This window comes from Pedobacter sp. 05T44 (genome assembly GCF_056395985.1).
The window spans coordinates 458,398-480,401 of record NZ_JBFTKO010000001.1 but is presented as its reverse complement, the minus strand read 5'-3'; the positions used below and the strand labels follow the sequence as shown (position 1 = coordinate 480,401).

Here is a 22,004-nt window from a genome sequence, read left to right as displayed (position 1 = left end):
TTAGCTATTCATCGAAATTAAAAACTCTTCGTTCGATTTTGTGCCTTTTATTTGTGCCTGTACAAATTCCATGGCTTCCTGAGCATTCATATCAGCCAGGTGGTTACGTAAGATCCATACACGTTGTAAAGTGTCTCTGTCATGTAACAGGTCATCTCTACGTGTGCTCGAAGCAGTAATATCGATAGCAGGGAAGATACGTTTGTTAGATAGTTTACGATCTAACTGTAGCTCCATGTTACCGGTACCTTTAAATTCTTCGAAGATCACCTCATCCATTTTAGAACCGGTATCTGTTAACGCAGTTGCAAGGATGGTTAAAGAGCCACCTTTTTCTATGTTACGTGCGGCACCAAAGAAACGTTTCGGTTTGTGTAATGCATTTGCATCAACACCACCAGAAAGGATTTTACCCGATGCAGGAGCAGTTGTGTTATAAGCTCTGGCTAACCTGGTGATAGAGTCTAGCAAGATTACTACATCATGACCACATTCTACAAGACGTTTAGCTTTTTCTAAAACGATGTTGGCAATTTTAACGTGACGTTCTGCCGGCTCATCAAAAGTTGAAGCAATAACTTCAGCTCTTACACTTCTTGCCATATCAGTAACCTCTTCCGGCCGCTCATCTATCAGTAATATGATCAAATAAACCTCAGGGTGATTTTTCGCAATTGCATTGGCTACCTCTTTGAGTAAATTGGTTTTACCTGTTTTAGGCTGCGCTACAATTAAACCACGTTGCCCTTTACCTATTGGGGTAAACAAGTCAATGATCCTGGTAGAGTAGTTGTTGGTTTCTGTGAAAAGATTTAACCTTTCAGTAGGAAACAAAGGAGTAAGGTAGTCAAATGGAACACGGTCCCTAACATCAGCTGGTAAGCGTCCGTTAATAGTTTCTACTCTTACTAAGGGGAAATACTTTTCGCCTTCTTTTGGAGGGCGGATGCTTCCTTTTACCGTATCACCTGTTTTTAAACCAAATAGTTTGATTTGCGACTGAGATACATAAATATCATCAGGAGATGAAAGATAATTGTAATCAGCAGATCTAAGGAAGCCATAGCCATCAGGCATAATTTCCAGAACACCTTCGTTGGTGATGGTATTATCAAAATCAAGATTTGAATAGCTATTCTCATTTTGTTTTTGATGACCGCCAGTATTAGGTCCTTTAGGTCTGTTCTCGTCTCTTTGAGGTTTATTGCCTTTTTTGTTTTCGCCTGAAGGAACGTTTTGGATAGGCGCCACTACAGGAGCGGGTTGAGCTGTTTCGGCGACCTCTGAAGGAGCTTCAGTAGCTTCAATCTGAGGCTCAGCATCCGGAACGGATAATTCTTCAGCAGCTTCCTCAGCATACCTTTGTTCCGAGCCGGGAAGCGGATCAAACAACGATGCCCTATTGAAAGGTTTAGTTGTTGGGCCTTCTTCTTCCTTTGCAGGAATCCGGATTCTTTTACGGGTTGGTTTTTCAGCAGTACCAGTATCTTTTACAGTTTTCGCTTTACTGATTTTAGCTGGTGCTGCTACCTCAGTCACCTCAGCTACAGGAGCGCCTGTTTCTTGTTCTGTTATTTGTGCAATAATTTCAACCAGTTCAGCCTTACGTAACTCATCAGCATTTAGTATACCTTGAGTTTTTGCAATCTCACGCAATTCGGCTGTGAGTTTTTCATTTAATTCTGTTTTATTAAACATTATATGGGTGTAGAGAAATTTTTAAAAATAGAATTTACCAATTGAACAGAGCAGAAAATACGGCTATAAAAGATAGTAGAAGACAAAATTTTATTGGATTTTCTGGAATGATCAGATAAACTTTTAGAGAATTATGTTGCAATTGTATGTATTTGTAAACTAATCTCCAAGAAAAACTTAAAATTGTTTAAAATAATTTCATTCAAAAGTTTTTAAATAGGCATTAAATCACTGTTAAATTTGGCATCTTTGCACACAAAATTTACCCTCTGATGAATAAGAAGCAGTTATTTGAACAAATCAAAAGTAAGAAATCTTTTTTATGTGTTGGCCTTGATCCGGTTCTGGAAAATATCCCAAAACACTTATTAAAATACGAAAACCCTGTGTTAGAATTTAATAAGCAGATAATTGACGCAACTAAAGATCTGTGTGTAGCTTACAAACCTAACACTGCTTTTTATGAGTCGATGGGATTAAAGGGTTGGGAAACTTTAATTAAAACATGGCAATATATTCCTAATGATATTTTTACAATTGCTGACGCAAAAAGAGGAGATATCGGGAACACTTCGGCCATGTATGCAGATGCCTTTTTTAATGAGGCCAAGTCTGAGATGAGTTTTGATGCTATAACCGTTGCTCCTTATATGGGAAAGGATTCTGTTGGTCCGTTTCTGGAATATAAAGATAAGTGGGTAATCCTTTTGGCCTTAACATCAAATGCAGGTCATAGCGACTTTCAGTTGCATGAAACGCCGGATGGTAAATTGTATGAAGAAGTGATTCGAATTTCATCTCAGTGGGCAGGTAGTGAACAGTTGATGTATGTTGTAGGTGCTACACGGGGTTCTGAATTTGAAAATATAAGGAGACTCGCTCCCGATAATTTCTTATTGGTACCGGGTATTGGTGCACAGGGGGGCAGCCTTGCCGATGTTTGTAATTATGGCTTAAATAAAGAATGTGGCCTACTCGTAAATTCTGCAAGAGCTATCATATATGCAAGCAAAGGCGAAGACTTTGCTGAAAAAGCAAGGGAAGAAGCCATAAGTGTACAAAAAGAGATGGAGCAGATATTGTTATCTGCGAAATTGATATGACCGCTAAAACGGATTTTAAACTAATATTTGCTTTAATAGGTGTTGCTGTTGTTTGGGGAACAACATACCTTGGGATTCGTGTTGCAGTGGAAACCATCCCTGCCTGGTTTGTTGCCGCAATAAGACAAGGATTTGCGTCCTTAATTTTGATGGGGATACTGCTGAGCAAAAATGAATTGAAATGGAAAAGCTGGCCTTATTTGAGAAGGCAGTTGCTGGTATCTGTTTTAATGATTGTTGTTGCTAATGGAATGACTACTGTAGCAGAAGAAACCATACCTAGCGGATTAACATCGCTGATTAATGCGCTGAGCCCATTGGTTGTGTTTCTGGGAAGTGTATTGTTTGGTTTACAAAGACCCAGTTTAAAAGGCTTTGCAGGTGTAATTATTGGCTTTTTGGGAGTAGCTTTTATTTTTAGGGCAGGTTTAGGTGATCTGTTAGACCCTAACTATAAAACAGGGATTATGTTTTTATGTTTTGCGGTTACCGGTTGGGCCTCAGGAACTATTTACACTAAAAAATATACCCTTAAAACAGATAATATATTTCTTGATCTGTTTTATCAATTTGTATTCTCCGCTATAATTCAGCTCGGACTTGCATTTGTTTTCTCTGGAGATACACATATAGCGACCTGGAGTTTAAAGAGCTTAATGGCGGTAGGTTATCTGGCCATTTTTGGATCTGTAGTTGGGTATTTCTGTTACCATTATGCTTTAAAGAAGGTTACTGCTACCGAAGTGTCTGTACTTTCTTATTTCAATACCGTTATTGCATTGTTTTTAGGTTGGTTAATCCTTGATGAAATTGTTACGTTTGACATTATTATTGCTACAATCTTAATTATCCTGGGTGTATTCATCACAAATTATAAAAAGCAAAAAATATAATTTAGCGGGATAATAATAATAGCAGGATATACTAATAAATGCTAAATATTTTAATTCCGGGATAAAAGCACACAATGCTTTTACGTCTCAGGCGTTGTTACAACTAAATAAATATTACTGTACTCAAAAAAAATGCTTAAATTGTGGTATAGGAATTAAAATTTTAAAAAAATAATATGTTCCAGCGCATTGTTACCTTTTTTGAAAAGCAAAGTTTCGGGGTGTGTACTTACCTTGCAGAGCGTTTAAATATGTCGATTAGTAAAATCCGGCTGTTCTTTATTTACTCTTCCTTTTTAGCGGTAGGTTTTCCTATTGTGTTTTATATTCTGGCGGCACTTGTTCTAGATGTAAGACACTATATCAAAAGGATTCGCCTGCGTATTTGGGACGTATAGACGACCTTGAACTTTTAAAAGCTAAACCCGCAGAATTTCTGCGATCTCAGAGAAACCCTTTTCCTCAGCCAGGTCAGCAGGTAGTTTGCCCCCTTCCATTCTGCTGTTTACTTCAGCATTATGCTCTAGCAATAGAATAATTATTTCAATGTCTCCCTGTTGGGCAGCTGCATGAAGAGGTGTGAAACCCGCTTGTTGTTTTACGTTTATTATTGCCCCGGCATCGATCAGCATCTTGGTGATGTTATAACTTTTAATAGCTACTGACGAGTGTATAGGATATACATTAAAGCCATTGTTTGCAGGGATATTTACATCTGCTCCGCTTTCTATCAGGAATTTGCATATCTCCTCATTGGCAAAATAAGTGGCTAAACCCAAAGGCGTAAAGCCATCAGCCGATAAAGAATTTACTGAATCCGGGTTTTGAGCAACCAATTTGGTAGTAAGCTCATATTTGCCTAGTGCGCAGGCTTCAAATATGGTAAGGTTTGCCACAAAACTTGCAATTAATAAGGCAATTCCAGGTTTTCTGTAATAGCATGCCAATAATGCAGGGGATATCCCGTGGCTTGTTTTTTGACTGGCAAGCTGCGGCTGTTTGGTTAAAAGATCTGATATCTCTTGTTTCTTATCGGCTTCGATTAAACTTTCAAGATGAGCAATGTCCATTGTTAAATTTAAATTAAAAATGCTTAATAAAATTAACAAACTTAGCTAAAAATGTTTTATCTAAAAAAGAATCCCGCCTAGCGGAATACTAAACGGGATCACCCTAAAACAAAACTATATCTAAAAAATCAAAACTTAAACGCTTTGTATCTATGACTTTAATTAAGCGAGAAGGTTTAAAATACTCGAGGAACTTATTTTAAGAAGATACTTGTTTTGTAAAAGTTTTTGAAGAAATAAACGTTTTTACATTGAATAAATTTGTTGAATTAGACGATGTTTAGCGGTATTTGTAATATCTTAGCATAGATGGCAATAATATTATTTAAGTTTGTTGATTATTAATATTCGTAAGAAAAATGTCGGTAAGGGGAAACCAATTTAAGTCCAATTCTTTTAAAAATGATCAAGCTGATAAGCAGGGCTCCAGATCGCAAGGCACAAAGAAATTCAGGGAGAGATCAGAAATATTGCCCCGTCTGGATTTTCAGAATGGACGGGCGATTAAGATCATAGGCTTGTTTTTTGTCATTCTTTCACTATACTTTCTTATAGCTTTTACTTCATACTTATTTACCTGGCAAGAAGATCACAGCTATGTAATTGATGCTAATGGTGGCTGGAGTAATTTGTTTAAAACTTACGAGGAACTGCAGCAGGTAAATATCCCTCCAGTAGTGCAGAACTGGCTTGGCAAGATAGGTGCATTGCTATCTCATCAATTTATTTACGAATGGTTTGGTGTGGCCTCTTTTCTTTTTGTATTTGTATTCTTTGTTATTGGATACCGATTGCTGTTTAAGGTAAAAATATTCGCCCTTGAAAAAACATTGGGTTATAGCCTTTTCTTTTTGCTGTTTATCTCTTTAACTTTCGGGTTTTGCCACGCTTTCTTTTCCAATGCCCCTCATTTTTTAGAAGGTGAGTTTGGCTATTGGACTAACAAACTGCTGACCGCCCAGATTGGGACTGCAGGAGTAGGGGTGCTAATTGCTTTTTTAGGGTTAACGATTTTAATAATTGCCTATAACATAGATTTTAAACTACCCCTGCGTAAACAGGATGGCGGAATTGTTCCTGAAACACCTGATAATATTGAACTGGAAAACGAAATGCCCTCTGAGCCTGTTGAGTTTACACTTAATGATAAACTAGGTAATCAGCGTAAAAAGGAGCAGAATATAGTAGTTACTCCGTCAAGATTTGAAGAAAGGGAAGTTGAAGAGGAAAAACCACCAGTATTTACTCAGGCGGTAAATGTTATGCATCCACCAATTGTGCTTTCGCCATCAGTTGATGAACGACCTAAATCCCCTATTCTGGAGGTTCCCAAGGCAGAGCCAGAATTAACTATTGAAAAAACTGAAGAAGATAAGAAATCAGAAGAGCTTGTTGAACAATTCGGTAATTACGACCCTACGCTAGATCTGGCCAGTTATAAATATCCTCATCTGGACTTATTGGAAAACTATGGTTCTAATAAAATATCTGTTAATGCAGATGAGTTGGAAGCCAATAAGAATAAGATTGTTGAGACCCTAAATCATTATAATATAGAGATTGATAAGATTAAGGCTACAATAGGACCAACGGTTACACTTTATGAAATTATCCCGGCACCTGGTGTCCGTATTTCGAAGATCAAAAATCTGGAGGATGATATTGCTTTAAGTTTAGCTGCTTTGGGTATACGTATTATTGCACCAATGCCTGGTAAAGGTACCATTGGAATTGAGGTGCCTAATATGCACCCGGAAATGGTTTCAATGAGAAGTATTCTGGCTACAGAGAAGTTTCAGCAAACTACAATGGATTTACCTATTGCACTGGGTAAAACCATCTCTAATGAGGTTTATATTGCTGACCTTTCCAAAATGCCTCACTTGCTTGTTGCCGGGGCTACCGGGCAGGGTAAATCGGTAGGTATTAACTCAATTTTGGTGTCGTTACTTTATAAAAAGCACCCTTCGCAACTTAAGTTTGTGTTGGTCGACCCAAAAAAGGTTGAGTTAACCTTATTTAACAAAATTGAGCGTCACTTTTTGGCGAAGCTGCCTGGTGAGGCTGATGCCATTATTACGGATACCAAAAAGGTAATTAATACCTTAAATTCTCTTTGTATTGAAATGGATCAGCGTTATGATCTGTTAAAAGATGCACAGGTTAGGAATTTAAAGGAATACAATGAGAAATTCATTAAAAGGAAATTAAATCCGAATAACTCGCACAGATTTTTGCCATATATAGTGCTGATAGTTGATKAGTTTGCAGATTTGATGATGACCGCTGGTAAAGAGGTAGAGACGCCTATTGCCCGATTGGCGCAACTTGCACGTGCGGTTGGTATTCACCTTGTACTTGCAACCCAGCGTCCTTCAGTAAACATTATTACAGGTACCATAAAAGCCAACTTCCCGGCACGTTTGGCGTTCAGGGTATTGTCTAAGATAGATTCAAGAACTATTTTGGATAGCGGTGGTGCAGATCAGCTAATTGGTAGGGGGGATATGCTATTGTCTACCGGAAATGACCTGATCAGGTTGCAGTGTGCATTTGTTGATACACCGGAGGTTGATAGGATCTCTGAATTTATCGGTGTTCAGCGTGGTTATCCGGAAGCTTATCAGCTGCCAGAATATATCGATGAGGCAGCAGAGTCAGCTAAGCTTGATTTTGATCCGAACGATAGGGATTCTATGTTCGAAGATGCCGCCAGATTAATTGTTATGCATCAGCAAGGTTCTACATCTTTAATACAAAGAAAATTAAAGCTTGGTTATAATAGAGCAGGCCGTATTATTGACCAACTAGAGGCTGCAGGAGTGGTTGGCCCATTTGAAGGAAGTAAGGCAAGAGAAGTTTTAATACCTGATGATTACGCTTTGGAACAGTTCTTGAATGAGCTTAATAAATAATTAAAGAACATGATGAAGAAGATAGTGTTGTTGATGTTTGTGTTGGGAGTTACCTTGTCCTCTTACGCTCAAACCGATGCCAAGGCGAAAGCCATATTGGCAGAGGTAAGTAAAAAATATCGTTTATACGATGTTGTTAAAGCCGATTTCACTTTTACTGTAGATAATCAGCAAGCAAAAATTAAAGAAACGCAGCAAGGCACATTGTATGCAAAGGCCAGTGCCAATAAATACAAGGTTGCCATGACTAGCCAGGATTTAATAAGTGATGGTAAAAGCCAGTGGACTTATTTGAAGGATGATAAAGAAGTACAACTTACGAATGTTGACAACAGTGATGATGTGATAAACCCCGCAAAGATTTTTACACTTTACGAAAAAGGGTATAAGTACTTATATACAGGAGATAGTAAGGTTGGTGGCAAGGTTTATCAAATGATCGACCTATCGCCTATAGATACTAAAAAGTCTTTTTTCAAGATCCGATTAAGTATTGATAAGGTAGCTAAGCAGATTTCCAATGTGCTGATCTTTGATAAGAATGGAAGCAAGTATGCTTATTCTATAAAATCTTTTGTGCCTAATGTTAAGGTCCCCGAATCTACATTTGCTTTTGATGCTAAGAAGTATCCGGGTGTAGAGGTGGTAGACTTGAGGTAAGATTGTATTTTTTTAACAATTTTTTCTAAGTTTGGTGGTATGACAGTAACTCCTCTATTTTGAAGATCACGATTTTAGGAACAGGTACTTCGCAGGGTATTCCTGTTATCGCATGTAATTGCATAGTTTGTCGGTCTGCCGATCATAAGGATAAGCGTTTAAGGGTATCAGTTCTGATAGAAACGGGGGATAGAACCATTGTTATTGATAGTGGACCGGATTTCAGATACCAGATGCTTAGGGCAAATGTTAAAGATCTGGATGCTATTTTGTTTACCCACGAACATAAAGATCATGTTGCTGGCTTAGACGACATCAGACCATTTAATTATCTGCTGAAAAAGAATATAGAGATATATGCAACAGAACGTGTTCAGCATGCTTTAAAAAAGGAATTTTCTTACATTTTCGCTGAAGCACACTATCCGGGGTTACCACAAATTGATTTAAATACTATAGCTAACGATGCTTTCTCTGTTGGCGAGACAACGATAATCCCTCTTGATATAATGCATTATAAGCTTCCTATTTTGGGATTCCGGATAAATGATTTTGTTTATGTCACGGATGCAAAAACTATTTCTGAAGAAACTATTTCTAAAATTGAAGGCGCTAAAATACTAGTTGTAAATGCTTTGCAAAAAGAGCAGCATATATCTCATTTTACATTAGATGAAGCAATTGACTTTGCCCGGAAGATAGGGGCAAAGGAAACCTATTTTACGCATATAAGCCATAATATGGGGCTTCATCAGGTTGTTKAAAAAGAATTGCCAGATAATATTAAATTAGCCTATGATGGGTTAACATTATATTGCGAATAAATATATATTTGCAGCAAGATACCCGGGTGGCGAAATTGGTAGACGCGCCAGCTTGAGGGGCTGGTGCTGGCAACGGCGTGGCAGTTCGAATCTGCTCTCGGGTACTTAAGGAAACAGCTCTATTGAGTTGTTTCCTTTTTTTATGGCAATAAACATCTGTAAGACAGATTATTAGTGTCTGGCCATTATTAGTTCGATTTTTACTGCGGATAAGACTTAGATTCTTTTAGATATGGTCTAGAATGGTGGTTTATGGTGGTCTCTGCGAAGTTTTGTATTAGTTCGATTTCTACTTATGGTTCTGCTGTTTTCCGTACTTCTAAAATCGTATGTTTTTGCGATACGATATAGAAAGTCCAAAATTATTACAGCGTATGTTTCACTTATCTGGATATTGTTCTTTGCCATTGTTGCAATTGCGAGTTTTACTGGAACTTTTTTCTCTGTAAAGCTCTTTAGTTCAGTATTTAAGCTCAATGCCTCAAATGTATTCACCGGCATTTTGAAAGATAGTATGTTTAATAATGCTCTGTTTAACTGTATAGAAACTGTACCCTTCCTGAAATCGCTGATAGTGGGAGTAATCAGATTTAGAATATATTTTTTGTCAACGATATCGAGTTCAGAATAACTGTGGAATATCTTAGTGAAGGATCTATCTGCTACTTGGAATTGTTTTTCAAGTAACCTTAGTTTCCCCGAATTACTATTTAACTCTATTCCGATATTATTGCTGATTGTCTGATACTCTTTTTTTAATTCTTTAAAGTCATCAAAATCTAGCCTGTCTTCGGCGAACAATTTCCGAACCTTTGAGAGTGCTGATTGCTGCTCTTCGAGCTGCCTGGTTAATAATCTTCTGTTGTTTAAATACTCGATCTTCTGTACACGGATATTTAAATCTTCCATAATAAGCCCAAACAATTCTGTTGTCTCATCTGAAAGCTGTAGTTCTTGCAGTCTCTTGCAATAGCTATCATTTAAAAGTTCCGCTTTTATCCTCATTTTACAGTCGTCCGAGCAATGATAGTATGGATATGCTTTTGTGGAACCTCTTGAAAAACTAGCGCGTAATTTTCTACCGCAGGATGGACAAACCAAGAAACCCTTTAGGAAGAAAAAATTGTTCAGCTCATCGGATTTGCATGTGATTTTCCTTCGGGTATTGATGATTGCTTGAACCTCATTAAATAACGATTCGGAAATCAATGGTTCATGTATTCCCTTAATTAGTTCMTGTGGCCGATCTTTTGCTGATATAGGGATTAGTCCACAGTACACGGGGTTTCGTACCAGCTTCCAGAAGGCAGATCTTGAAGATTTCAATCCCTTTGCAAAGGCCATTCTTCTGACAGTTTCTATAGTGAAGGAATTTTTTGCCAGTTGTTTAAAAGCCCATTTTATGATATCAGCTGCAGGTTGGACATGTACAATTTCTTTTTTTCCGTCAAAAGCCGTGCAGTTTATGAACCCCAAAGGCGCCTTATTTGGGTATCTTCCCATCATTTTTGCCCTTTTAATGCCATTTGATGTATTCAATGATCTTCTGTTATTTTCAGCTTCAGGAATTGATAGATATATGGCAAGCATTACCGTACTCTCAGGTACAGTGAAATCTATAGGTTGGTCGATTGCCATTGCAGTTGTATTGAAATTCCGGAGTATGCCGATCATTTCGTAGGCATATTCAATATTCCTGCTAAATCGGTCCCATTTTACGAAAAGAATGTTGGTCTCTTTTTTTTTCGAATCTTTCTTGACTGCTGTCAATAATTTTTTCCACTCTGGGCGGTTGAAATTCTTCGCTGAAAAATCTTCCTGATAGATGCCAGCAACCTCAATGTTATTAAACTTACAGTGCTTCAGCAAATGGTCTTCCTGCTCAGGAAGGGAGTATCCTTTTCTTTTTTGTTCATCCGTGCTTACGCGGATATATAAGTAAGCTCTTGTCATTTGAACGCTTCCCTTGTTTTTCCAAATATTATGAGTTATTGTTATACTTAACGGTTTCTTTCGGTAAAAAATATCCTTAAATAATTTTGAATAGTAGGATAGGGATAGAGTTTGATTATTTGAAGGATGCGTGATCATGTTACTCAGCCTCAGAAGTTCTTGGTGGGTTTTGTTGCCAATTCAGGCATTATTGCTAGTGTTACCGCGGGATTTGCAATAGCTGAAAGTGCTGTTTTAAGTATTTTTTTTTGCTGACGCTCGGTACGCAGATATTTTGGACTTGAAAGAGGTAATGTATTTTATCGATACGGGGCGTTAAGTGTTTTGTAAGTGCACGATACAACATGTTGTTAAGCGAAATACTTAGTATATTTGTACTGTTGGTATCGTGATTTCTATCTATCGAAGTGATATATTCCAATTGTTAACGGGCATTATCTAAAATCAAACACTTGGAATTAATATGAATTATTTCTGGCAATCCATCAAGACGCGTTCTTATTGGAAATATGCGTTGTTATCTACCGATGCAGTTAAAACTTTTTTTGCTGTTTTAGGTGCAGTTTGGCTGTTGTTTGAAATGATGGATTTTTTCAAGCTTTTTGATCCTGAAAAATTACCAGTCTACAGTTTTTTTATTTTGATTTTTGTTTCATTGGTATTAGTTATTTGCACCAGGAGGCCTATCTCAAGGATAAGATACAAAGTCTCGGGTAAAGATTTGCAAATTGAAGTTAGAATCGGAAACCTCTTTGATTATAAAGGTCAAAAAGTTATCAGTACGAACACAACTTTCGATACAGATATCGCAAATGGTGTAATTGCTGCCGGCAGTTTACAGGGTCAATTTACCAATACATTTTATCCGCAACAGATTCAGGCTTTGGATCAGATTTTGGACAATTCATTAGTGAATATTGCAAGTACCCACTATCCTAAAATAAGTGGAAAGGACAAAAAATATCCTATGGGGACGACTGTAAGAATAAATATTGGCACAGAGATATTTTATTTGCTAGCTATGTCGGATTTGAATTTTAATAATACCGCCCAAACTACGCTGGATAACGTACTCCTTTCTACAAATGAACTTTGGCAATTTATCATTGCAAAAGGTGAAAACGAGCCTATTGTTTTGCCTTTAATCGGAACTGGCCGAGGCCGGATATCTACGAACAGGAAGAATTTAATAGCCCAAATTTCCCAATCGTTTATTAAAGCTTCAGAACAAAATATTTTCAGTAATAAATTAATCGTTGTGATTCATCCTACGGATGTCGAGAACTTCGATATTAATTTGTTTGAAGTAAAAGACCTTTTAAATCACTATTTAGCTTAAACCAATAAACCACAATACAAATTATGGCATATAGAAACGGAACATACGTTGCCTTCCATGCAAATGGAACGAATGTGCCGATAGAATCGGACATTAAATATTATAACCTGATTAAAGCATGGTGCGGTAAGGATGATGACTGTTTTAGTATTGTAAATAGCCATGATAAAACTGCGGCAGTTCGGGATAGCAGTTCAAAGGAAACTTTAAGAGCTAGCCTTAAAGTGCGTTTAAACAATAGTAAAAACATGATTTTGATTATCGGAGATACGACCAATGACGACCTGGACTGGGTACCTTTCGAAATCGAATATGCAGTGGACATTTGCAAAATCCCAATAATTGTTGCTTATCTGGGCGCTGAGGGTATCAGGAATGTACGTGCAATGTCCAGTAAATGGCCACCTGCTTTAACAAAGAGAATTGATAACGGGACGGCTATGTTAATTCATATCCCTTTCAAAAAAGAGCCAATCCATGACGCGGCAAGCTATTTTACGCACAATAATCCTCCAAAAGGTGGATCAGTCGGCATTTATAGCGATGAAGCTTATAAAAGATGGGGTATAGCTATTCAATAAAAGAAAAAAATAAAGATGCTAACTGATACTGAATTTAAACAGTTAGGGGATGAGGGTCTGAAAAAAGTGTTATCAGCTGACCGTCATTTCAAATACGTCAATTTGCACGATGGCTTAGAATACGTGTTAAAGACAAACACCTTTAAATTTACCCATCCAGGCGAATTTAATGATCCTTTTGACTGTAATGAAAAGATGATAGATGTGGTCATTTCACCGCAAATTGAAAAACAATTTATTCTAGAAGCAGGCGCAAAACATGGACTTCCAAGAAAGGAAATCCGTAAACATTTCAATAAGATTGGTGGTAATTCTCATTATCATAAGGTACTTAAGGAGAAAAAGAAGGACTTCAAGGTTAGCTGTTTTTCGGAAATTTCTGATGATGTTTTGATGTGGTCACATTATGCTGATAAACATAAAGGAATGTGTATCGGGTTTGATTTAAATCTCATTTGTCCTGATTATGTACTGTATCCGGTAAATTATATTGATGAAGTTCAGAAGATTGATGGTATGGCGAACACACCATATGTCTTTTATTATTGGGCTACGTTTAAAGCAGCCCGCTGGTCATATGAAAGAGAAATAAGAGCAGTTTCTAAAAATGGAAAATCCATAATAGTCTATCCGAAGGATGCGGTAAGAGAAGTGATTTTCGGATGTAATGTTAAGCAGTCAGAAATAGTAGTAACTATTAAAGCATTAAAGAAATTGCGATATAAAGGTATACTGCTTTCTCAGATGACTATCGATGGCGAGACAATGCAACTGAAAAAAATACCCCTAAAATATTGATTAAGCCCTTTCTGAATGAATAATCCAAAACGCCCAGTAAGTCATGTTCTAGCTACAAAATCTTCAAAATTTCTGGAAGGACATATCCCGAATGATTGGCATTATAATGTACCTAATAATGATTACGGAATTGATTATCAGGTTGAAATTTCCTTAAATGAGCAGGTAACGGGTCTAAATTTTTCAATCCAATTAAAGAGTACAGAAAATACAGAGGTAGGTAACTTTGCTAAAGTCGCACTGAAGAGAACAACGCTAAATTATTATAGGGTTCGCTTGGAGCCCGTAATGTTGATTATCTACGATGCAGATGCTAATGAGGCATATTGGTCGTGGATTAATGATCATGATATAGACTATGCCAAGAACAATAAAACATTTCAGTTTTCGATTTCAAAAACCAATAAACTAAGTGAAATAAACTGGGCGGAGGTAACYGGCCATGTACAGCGCATTTTCAATGCAAAGTCTTTTATAAGTGACTTTGATATTTTGAAAATTGAAGACAACATAGAACTGGCCGCTTGGAAAACATATTACGAAGGCGATTATGAACAAGCAATCTATCTTTTCAGGAGGTTAATTAGCAGTGGAAATACCGAATACAATCTCTATCAGGCGTTAGCTTGGAGTTTATATCAGACTTATCAGTATAATGAAGCGTTAAATACAATCAATCTGTTGCTTGATTTTCGAGAAACAGACAATGGTTTAAAAACAAAAGCCTGCATACTTGCTGAGGCAGGTTTCAGAGAGAATGACAAAGGAAAAATTATTCAGGCCCGAAATCTCTTCAAAAGATTTTCGACGGGCGGAGATAGTGCTTTGATGCTTTTTAATTACGGAAATACACTAAATGCACTTGGCAACTTTAATGAAGCGATTGAGCAGTATAAATTTAGTTTGGCTAAGGAACCGAACCATGCGCAGTGTTGGAAGAATTTGGGAACAACCTATTGTAACTTAGGTCAGCATGACCAGGAAATTTGTTGCTATGATAAGGCGCTTGAAATCGATCCGGACTTACCGCAAGCACTATTTAGCAAAGGCATCACACTGGCACAACACTATAAAAAATATCAGGAGTCACTTGCTTTGTTTCATCATGTTTTGGATGTAGACAATAGTTTGTTTGCTGAATATGTAAATGGTCTGTTTTGGGTTGCATACTGCTATGAACAAATTGGTGATTTGACCAAAGCTTTATTTTGGGTAGACAGGGGATTAAACCACGAGGGCTCAAATCCGTATTTTTTGAATTTTAAATCTAATTTATTGGGAAAGAACTGGCGCCTCAATCCTGAATTAAAAGAAAAGGCAATAGAGTTCTTTGAGTACCGGATCGAACTACAGAATGATTTCCGAAGTTTATATCATTTGATTATTATTCAGGAACATGACTTAGCAGCGGCTTTGAATCTGGTAAAGGATAAGTCAAATTTATATAAAGGACTGGTGTACGAGGAACTGCAGATCATCGGTATTACGCTCGATGATTTATTGGTTATGCTTTTGCAACTGGATTACTATATGGATTTTCGTGTCAAATATCCAACCACACGATATTTGGACCATATTATCTCGCAGCATTTCTCAATCGGCTCCAGTTTCTTCAATTTATTAGATTTGATTTTCGGTATCGCTTTTAACAGAGCCATTGTAGCTTACGGAAAGACTAATGAAGACCTAGCAGTACCAAAGACAATATTAGAAGTAATGCTAGCTTATATGCCAAAATTAGTCCACTTTTTAATTCCGGAAGATGAATATAGTGACATCGCTATTGCGGAAACTATGTTAAAAGCCTTTCAGGGATATATTGATTTAACCTTTCGGGAAATTGGTGCGCAAAGCGGTCATATTACAGTAAATCTGGAACTTAGAAATATTGACCCTTCTGAATATATTACGGATGAGTATAATGATGAACTAGGTGAGCGAATTTATAATTCATTTGTAGATCGCCTTACTGGCGGTATTGTGGAATAGTTAAATTTATTAAAATAAATAATTAGAATGGACGACGAATTTGCAAAGGAGCACGGCTTAATGACTGACAAAGAACTGGCAGATATGGATCAGAGATGGAAAAAAACCGAAGAGGAAGCTCTGAAAAATATGTTGAAGCATTTTGATAGAATCCATGATAAGCTATTCAACTTTAATAATATACTAATCGCAGGATATTTTGCACTTTCCAAGTTAGAAAAGGAAATTTCCCTAGCAACAATTCTTATTCCAATCGCAAATCTTGTGGTATTGCTCTACATCGAATATAAAATGATGGAAAAGAGTCGGTTTGAATCGGAAATCACAAAAAAGCCGCCACATGAAATAGAATTATGGGGTAAGAAGATCGTGAGGACGAATCAGTATTCTTTACTCGCTATCATATCCACGTCAATTGTGTTACTTTTGTTTTTGAGATATTTACTATCCTAAGACATCGATTCAAAAATCACCAGTGTATAGTTTTTAGTGAAAACATACACACATCCTCTATACACTGGTGAATAAAATTATTGTTATTTGCGATCAGTAAAATTACATATAATACTTCACTTCATGTATAGGTTAGTGGATTATTGTTAGGATTTCCAAAACTTTAACTATTTAAAAATGGCACCCAGTTCGATGAGCTATTTGACTGATGTACAGTTGTTTTTAGCTATTTATAAACCAGTTCCCTGAACTTAAGAAAACCTAAATAAAAATCCCAGATGATTACGGATACATGAGAATTTATTTCGAAAATCTGAAAATCATCTTTGCTGAACCAATGAAGCAGGGGTAACAATAATCCTAATTGCAACAACTTACTAGCCGACGGCAAGTGATGGATAAGGTGAGTGAGGGTATGGTTAAATTTTTATTTCTTTAAGTTTAAATGAAATTAAAAGGTTAAAGATGGCCTAAAATTCTAATCAAGATGAAAAGACTGACACCTGTTCTCGACTACAGCACCTTTTATCCGGGTCATCAAACTCCAAAAGAACCACTAGAGATAATCAAAGGATATGATCTTGAAATGGTGGTCCTAACTATGATAGGACTTAGGAACTCTTTGGACAGGAACCGGTACCAGCATCAAAAAGATGGGGCCGTAGAAAATATCATCGGAAACCTTCCACCAGAAAAGGCCAGAAGACTCAAAGCATTTCTTGGAAGTGGTCACAGCTTTACTTTTGTTCAATCCGCTGTGATCGATAAGATTGTGCTGGATCTATTTAAAAGTCTCAAGGACAACCAGATTACCAGGGAACTCAATGACGGGCAGTACGAGCAGCGCATATTTGACGTACTGCTCAGTTATAATGAGCACTATTACGATAACGGGATCTTGGACAGATCTTTTACGAACCATGAATTGATGTGGACACTGGTGATGATGCAGGGTGTAAGCCGTGTATCCAAAGTTGATTTTGTCCGGACTGGCTTGATCAAGCACCTCTTGATGTTGGATTTCTTGCAAAAATCACTGGGCGCTGATTTCATAGCGCTACAAAAAAGCTTTAGAGAAAGGACAGGTCTTGAAACCATTTATTTTTTCATCATGTCCCTAAGGCACATCTTCGATTTCCTGGAAAGGAGTGGGGCATTGGTTCCTCAGCTTCAACGGCAGGATTCCTCGCTGTCCTATCTGGAACCAATGGAACTACTTATTAATAAAAAGGTGGCGAGCGAAGAGAATTTCAACATGGGGATGATGCTGTCAAAGCCGTTCTTTGAAACTTCAGCAGGTACCATATACGTTATTGACCATCGTAACTTTTCCCTGATTTCCGAACGTGCGTTTATGTACCTGCTGTTTTATAAAACCAATTATCAGAAATTAGCAGGTTTTAAGAATATGAATGGACTGCTAGCGCATTTTGGCAAGAAGTACTATGAAGAGTTTCTCATGGGAACCCTATTGAGGTCGTTGGAGAAGCAAGGGGTAAGGCTGCTTGAATCCGACGATATTTTTTTGGCTGACTTTACCCTAATTGTTAATGAGACTGAAGTCTTTGTCTTTGAGATAAAATCGGTGGCACAGCACTATCGTATTTTTGATGAGCAAAGTGCTGAAGAACTCCAAAAGCATGTAGATAAAAATTATGTGGAAGGCAAAAAGGGGATATCACAACTTGATAGGTATATAACTTACATCAAACAGGACGATAAAAAGCTATTGCAGATCCGCAATAGTTCTCATAAACTCAATATCTATCCGGTCATTATTTGCACCGACCCGAAGGCGGCCACCTATGGGATCAATGATTATGTCGGCCAAAAGGCAGATGAGGTATTTTCGAAGTTCGAGGCAGATTTTAAAAAGGTAATGCCGCTAACGATGATCCAGGCTGATTTCTTCGTGGATAATATTTCGTTGCTGTCCAAGGACAAGACGATGCTTAAAAAACTTATCAACGAGTACCACTATTTCCTGAAGCGCGAAAAGCAACGGTTTAAAAAAGACGGTACTTCGCAGAACCTGATCAGATCGATGACCAGCTTTGACCAGTATGCCATTGATAAATTTGGGGCATTCACTCTGCCCCAAGAGCAAATCTATTATGACCTAAAAGAGATATTCCAACTCAATATTTCCGATTAGGATGAATAATTGGATAAACCAAGGTATACTGACCCCACTTGCCAAAATTAGGATACCCCCTTTTTCTGTTAGATATCAAGTTGTTATCTTAGTTTTTGAAATTGGCAAAGAGGAGTTAATCATTTTGGATTTTCCACTCAGGTTATTTTGTAGCAGTTTTAAGAAAAAACCGGGATGACCTGCACGAATTTGGAAAGTTTCATCGAGTCTATATTCAAAATTCGTAGGTACTGCATCAACACGTTGGATTGGTGTGCTGGTAATATCTATTTCCTGCCGAAATCAGCTGGGTTCTCGCCCCATTCCTTGGTTTGCCACTTTTTTATTTTGGTAGCATAGCTATTATTCACGAGCCAGTTTTCAGCTCTGCGTACTATAGCGATAATGGGCAAGTTTATATCAGTTGTGGCGATTTTAGTTTTAGCCATTTTGTTTTTTACCCAAGTTATTGCGGTCTGGCTATCCGAATAGATAAGTGTAATTTCAGGATGCTCTTTGCAATAGGTCAGTGCATGTACAATACCCAGAAATTCGGCGATATTATTAGTCCCGGTAAGAAATGGTCCTGCGTGAAAAGCTCTTTCGCCATCAGGAAAAAGGACGCCTTGATATTCCATCGCATTGGTCTTTGTGTTCCAGGCTCCGTCCACGCAAAGGCTATTCTCTTCCGGAAGAGCTGAATGTTTGGAAAGATCTGAAGAATGATTTGGGCCTTTGGTCTTACCAATGAATGTTGCACTATCTCTCGCAAATGCTTCCTTAGCTTGGTTTAAGCTGGAAAAGCTTTTATATACCGCACCTTCAAATTGATGTATCTGTGCTTTACAATCTTCCCATGAGAGGTACACGCCTGGCTTACGACCTACCCATACCGTATAATACTTTTGCTTTTCTTTTGCCATCGTACACTATCTTATAGCATCCAGTGCACGTTTATGATCGATTGGAAATCCTGATCTCTCCAGTCTCTCCACAAGTGCGAGGCCAACTTCTTTTACATGGTCAGTAAAGGAGTGGTAGATAATCCCATCTGTATCGGAAGGTCTTTCTAATCGGCCTTTCACAAGAATCAAGGTGTTCTGCCGCCCTAATTTTGAAATTAACATGCCCATTTCAAGAATGACATTTTGCCTTGCCCGCTCTTTGATGGCTCCCTCCCCATCTCTTTTTGCATATCCCAAATCATCAGGTGTCAATAAAACGATGCCAACGTTTGCCGTCCCTTCTGTGCCCAGATGCCTTTCTAAGGCCTCAATGATTGTCAATCCTTCTCCACTTGATTTTGCTAGTATAAAAGGTTCTATTCCTAATTTGCTGAGGATAAGTTCCAACTGATCACGGCTGGTTTGATCATGACCATACACTACAAACAGTTGTGGTGATTTTGCAACTTCTGGTTTGCTTTCAGTCGGGATCAACTTAGCCTCTCCAGCTCCCGGATTTCTGATTAAGGCGTCGATTTTTCCTTTTGAAGTTCCTTTACCCTGACTTAATATGGTTTCTGTATTATATAGTGATAAAACTGCACCATCAGGGGTAATGAATTTATAGCCATTAGGAATTTCAGACCATGTACCATCAATTTTATGTTCTCCTAGGAGAGATTGCAGCGCTGAGAGCCCGCCTTTAAATTTTGCCATTAGATATTTAGTTTAGGCTAATATAGTAATTAAAGGATTACAGTGGTTGTCTGATAACGGGTCCATATGCGCCCAAAACGAACGGATTAGGTAATTGTCGTTTCAAAGGGGATTGGGTTTGACATAGGGCATCCAAAAATAAAAAATTATCTTTAAGGCCAACCAATTAAACCATGGATATAGTCATTAGCATTAAAGTCAGAAACCCCGAATGGCATGAGGACGAGGATGGAACGCCACTCAGCGCAGAAGGGCGCGAACTTCTTCCTTCAGATGTTCCAAAACATAATTATTCAGTTAAATTTAAAATGGCTGAGCAGACAGTGCGGTACGAACAAAAGGCTGATCAGACCTACGCTCTCAAGTTTTTAGCACCTGACCAGATTGGTTTGGAGAATCCCATCTTTCAGACGGTAATATTAAAAGACATCGATGCGACTGAGTTTGTTCATGAAGAAAGGAGCACTTGGGTGGTGGTGTCCAATGAGCTTATTCACAACACCATTTCTGCACAGAATTCAGGTGGTGGAAGATATTACTGGTATTATTACCTCCATGGTGACGCAGATTATTTTGAGTTCACAAGAAACATATGGCTATCCAAGTCGCATGTTGACCAGATTCTAAAGGAGGTGCCCAGTTTCAGTCTGGAGCATCACATCAAGTTCCGCAAATAAATTGATCATGCGCTGTCTTTCAGTTTTTAACACGCTGTCTGATAGTTGCTTAGTAAAATGAGACATAATTAAAGCATTTAATGGATATGAAATTACCCAAGCCAGCTCAAATCACTGTAGAAGATCTAATTGCCTTGGTGACAAATCAGGTGCCTGAAGACCAAAACCTGGAATACAAAAGTTTATTGTCGTTAAAAATTGCAAGCGAGAAGAAGGAATTCTTGCAGGACGTTTCGTCCTTTGCGAACTGCAAAGGAGGAATCATCATTTATGGGATAGGGGAGACTAAGGGCGTGCCTACTTCGGCTGACGGCTTTCCTATTGACAATCTCGATCAAACCCTCAGGCAGATAGACAGCCTGATCCTGGACAGCATTAGTCCGAGAATGCCAGTGGAGATCCGGATATGGAAATTGGATACCGGAAATTATCTGCTGATGATTGCCGTCAAAGAAAGTGCTGACAAGCCTCACCAGGTCCAGATCGATAAGAGCAAAGTTTGTTATTCCAGGACCTCCAATCGTAAATATCAACTGGATATTCAGGAGATCGAAGCCATGTTGAGACAGAAAAATGAGCTGCGAACAATGGTAAACAAACTTTCTGAGCAACATTTGGAACGCATGCTAAACGACGCTACATTCAAAGAGCTACCGGTTGCGGTTTTGCAAATGATTCCCGGTTCAGTCTCAAACCCGGACGTTCGTTACCCTATACTGGATGCTCAATATGGAGCGTTTGATCTGGCGCCTTTGGGTGGTGGAAGCCGCACACCGAAGGCAAACTTCGAAGGAGTAAGAATTGCTGTCAATATGCCTGGATTTAGTTTTGCGCCCAATTACCTGCAGGTGTATAAGAATGGCATAATGGAAACACTAAACCATACGATTTTATATCGACAAGACATGCTCAACGCTCGGCTTCTGGAAGGTTATGTAATGCGGGAACTGATGAACTACCTTAAATTTTTAAAAGGATTGGAGGTGCAATTACCTGTATATATAAGGCTAGTGCTTTCCGGTGTAAGGGGGTATCACCTTTATTCAGAAAAGGTTTTATACGGACTTAATGAGCAAAATAACTTGGATAGGGATGTTCTGGAGTTCCCTGTGCTCCGGATCAGTGATTTTGATCAAAACGTTCCTGAGCTATTGCAGCCTTTGTTTGATGAAGTCTGGAATGCTTTTAATTTTACCAAATGCTATCATTTTTCAGATCAGGGAAAATGGATTTATGATATCAACTTCATTTAATCT

General features: G+C 38.0%; 19 protein-coding genes and 1 tRNA gene. 15 read left to right on the top strand and 5 right to left on the bottom strand.

The genetic code is table 11. The features are described from left to right. The gene (rho, locus tag AC1DDK_RS01985; RefSeq protein WP_172660603.1) at positions 1–1,698 is read right to left on the bottom strand and encodes a transcription termination factor Rho; all 1,698 of its coding nucleotides are present in this window, start codon (positions 1,696–1,698) and stop codon (positions 1–3) included. A 272-nt stretch (positions 1,699–1,970) separates the two neighbouring features. On the opposite strand from rho, the gene pyrF reads away from it, so the two are divergent. The 3 genes from pyrF (at position 1,971) to AC1DDK_RS01970 (ending at position 4,092) form a co-directional block, all read left to right on the top strand. Continuing rightward, positions 1,971–2,801 carry an orotidine-5'-phosphate decarboxylase gene (gene pyrF / locus AC1DDK_RS01980; RefSeq protein WP_337715312.1) on the top strand — a complete coding sequence of 277 codons (831 nt, stop codon included), beginning with the start codon at positions 1,971–1,973 and terminating at the stop codon, positions 2,799–2,801. Further along, positions 2,798–3,694 (top strand): DMT family transporter, encoded by an 897-nt coding sequence (locus tag AC1DDK_RS01975; RefSeq protein ID WP_172660601.1) that lies wholly within the window; start codon positions 2,798–2,800, stop codon positions 3,692–3,694. Before pyrF ends, AC1DDK_RS01975 begins: the two co-directional genes overlap by 4 nt. 176 nt (positions 3,695–3,870) lie before the next feature. Beyond that, positions 3,871–4,092, top strand: coding sequence for a PspC domain-containing protein (locus AC1DDK_RS01970; RefSeq protein ID WP_048904402.1), 222 nt, complete (start codon positions 3,871–3,873; stop codon positions 4,090–4,092). Between the two features lie 21 nt (positions 4,093–4,113). On the opposite strand, the gene AC1DDK_RS01965 is transcribed toward AC1DDK_RS01970, so the two are convergent. After that, positions 4,114–4,764, bottom strand: coding sequence for an ankyrin repeat domain-containing protein (locus AC1DDK_RS01965; RefSeq protein ID WP_172660600.1), 651 nt, complete (start codon positions 4,762–4,764; stop codon positions 4,114–4,116). Positions 4,765–5,123: 359 nt separating this feature from the next. Here AC1DDK_RS01965 and AC1DDK_RS01960 point away from each other — a divergent pair, with 359 nt between their 5' ends. From AC1DDK_RS01960 to AC1DDK_RS01945, 4 genes are all read left to right on the top strand, one after another. Next, positions 5,124–7,679, top strand: coding sequence for an FtsK/SpoIIIE family DNA translocase (locus AC1DDK_RS01960; protein WP_477633787.1), 2,556 nt, complete (start codon positions 5,124–5,126; stop codon positions 7,677–7,679). A 9-nt stretch (positions 7,680–7,688) separates the two neighbouring features. Further along, on the top strand, positions 7,689–8,339 hold the full coding sequence (gene lolA1 / locus AC1DDK_RS01955; protein WP_337715308.1) for an outer membrane lipoprotein periplasmic chaperone LolA1: 651 nt from the start codon (positions 7,689–7,691) through the stop codon (positions 8,337–8,339). A gap of 59 nt (positions 8,340–8,398) precedes the next feature. Further along, the gene (locus AC1DDK_RS01950) at positions 8,399–9,163 is read left to right on the top strand and encodes an MBL fold metallo-hydrolase (protein ID WP_477633786.1); all 765 of its coding nucleotides are present in this window, start codon (positions 8,399–8,401) and stop codon (positions 9,161–9,163) included. 20 nt (positions 9,164–9,183) lie between these two features. Next, a tRNA-Leu gene (locus AC1DDK_RS01945) sits at positions 9,184–9,267 on the top strand. Between the two features lie 133 nt (positions 9,268–9,400). Here AC1DDK_RS01945 and AC1DDK_RS01940 read toward each other — a convergent pair. Further along, complete coding sequence (locus AC1DDK_RS01940) at positions 9,401–11,116, bottom strand: recombinase family protein (RefSeq protein ID WP_477633785.1); 1,716 nt, start codon at positions 11,114–11,116, stop codon at positions 9,401–9,403. A 463-nt stretch (positions 11,117–11,579) separates the two neighbouring features. Between AC1DDK_RS01940 and AC1DDK_RS01935 the strand changes: the two genes are divergently transcribed. The 6 genes from AC1DDK_RS01935 to AC1DDK_RS01910 all read left to right on the top strand — a co-directional run bounded on the left by AC1DDK_RS01935 (position 11,580) and on the right by AC1DDK_RS01910 (position 18,431). After that, the gene (locus tag AC1DDK_RS01935; RefSeq protein WP_337715302.1) at positions 11,580–12,455 is read left to right on the top strand and encodes a macro domain-containing protein; all 876 of its coding nucleotides are present in this window, start codon (positions 11,580–11,582) and stop codon (positions 12,453–12,455) included. Positions 12,456–12,478: 23 nt separating this feature from the next. Next, entirely contained in the window at positions 12,479–13,036 is a 558-nt protein-coding gene (locus tag AC1DDK_RS01930; RefSeq protein ID WP_477611743.1) for a TIR domain-containing protein, read from the top strand. A 15-nt stretch (positions 13,037–13,051) separates the two neighbouring features. Next, positions 13,052–13,834, top strand: coding sequence for a DUF2971 domain-containing protein (locus tag AC1DDK_RS01925; protein ID WP_337715297.1), 783 nt, complete (start codon positions 13,052–13,054; stop codon positions 13,832–13,834). Positions 13,835–13,849: 15 nt separating this feature from the next. Continuing rightward, positions 13,850–15,823, top strand: coding sequence for a DUF4365 domain-containing protein (locus AC1DDK_RS01920; protein ID WP_337715296.1), 1,974 nt, complete (start codon positions 13,850–13,852; stop codon positions 15,821–15,823). Between the two features lie 27 nt (positions 15,824–15,850). After that, entirely contained in the window at positions 15,851–16,276 is a 426-nt protein-coding gene (locus tag AC1DDK_RS01915) for a hypothetical protein (protein ID WP_337715294.1), read from the top strand. Between the two features lie 601 nt (positions 16,277–16,877). Next, complete coding sequence (locus AC1DDK_RS01910; protein ID WP_477611742.1) at positions 16,878–18,431, top strand: P-loop NTPase family protein; 1,554 nt, start codon at positions 16,878–16,880, stop codon at positions 18,429–18,431. A gap of 266 nt (positions 18,432–18,697) precedes the next feature. On the opposite strand, the gene AC1DDK_RS01905 is transcribed toward AC1DDK_RS01910, so the two are convergent. Continuing rightward, complete coding sequence (locus tag AC1DDK_RS01905; protein ID WP_337715290.1) at positions 18,698–19,333, bottom strand: ribonuclease H family protein; 636 nt, start codon at positions 19,331–19,333, stop codon at positions 18,698–18,700. Between the two features lie 6 nt (positions 19,334–19,339). Further along, complete coding sequence (locus AC1DDK_RS01900; protein ID WP_337715288.1) at positions 19,340–20,071, bottom strand: nucleotide-binding protein; 732 nt, start codon at positions 20,069–20,071, stop codon at positions 19,340–19,342. A gap of 173 nt (positions 20,072–20,244) precedes the next feature. On the opposite strand from AC1DDK_RS01900, the gene AC1DDK_RS01895 reads away from it, so the two are divergent. Further along, positions 20,245–20,748 carry a hypothetical protein gene (locus AC1DDK_RS01895; RefSeq protein WP_337715285.1) on the top strand — a complete coding sequence of 168 codons (504 nt, stop codon included), beginning with the start codon at positions 20,245–20,247 and terminating at the stop codon, positions 20,746–20,748. A gap of 86 nt (positions 20,749–20,834) precedes the next feature. Next, the gene (locus tag AC1DDK_RS01890) at positions 20,835–22,001 is read left to right on the top strand and encodes an AlbA family DNA-binding domain-containing protein (RefSeq protein WP_337715283.1); all 1,167 of its coding nucleotides are present in this window, start codon (positions 20,835–20,837) and stop codon (positions 21,999–22,001) included. Positions 22,002–22,004: the final 3 nt, after the last annotated feature.